Source organism: Variovorax sp. Root473, from assembly GCF_001426505.1.
GTDB lineage: Bacteria > Pseudomonadota > Gammaproteobacteria > Burkholderiales > Burkholderiaceae_C > Variovorax.
Map to the genome: position 1 here is coordinate 261,098 of NZ_LMEV01000001.1, position 304 is coordinate 261,401.

The 304-nt window shown below is 61.2% G+C and carries 1 protein-coding gene; it reads right to left on the bottom strand.

What is annotated here, in order from left to right; all coding sequences use genetic code 11:
• The coding region (locus tag ASD34_RS27995) for a hypothetical protein (protein ID WP_235509950.1) at window positions 1-304 on the bottom strand (304 nt) is incomplete at both ends.

The following is a 304-nucleotide window of genomic DNA, read 5'->3' on the forward strand; positions in this document are numbered from 1 at the left end:
AACCAGACGACGTCGAAGTAGAGAGGCTGTCGATGCTGCTCGTCGCCGTGCTCAGACCGGATGACGTCGAGGTCGACAGGCTGCTCACGTTGCTGTTCGTGGTGCTCAAACCGGTCGACAGGCTACCGACGTCGGTTGACAGGCCATCGATGCGGCTGTTGGTCGTACTCAGACCACTCGACGTAGACGTCGAAAGACTGTCGATGCTGCTCGTGGCCGTGCTCAGGCCCGATGACGTGGAGGTCGACAGGCTGCTCACGCTGCTGTTCGTGGAGCTGAGGCTCGTGGACAAGCTGGAGATGCC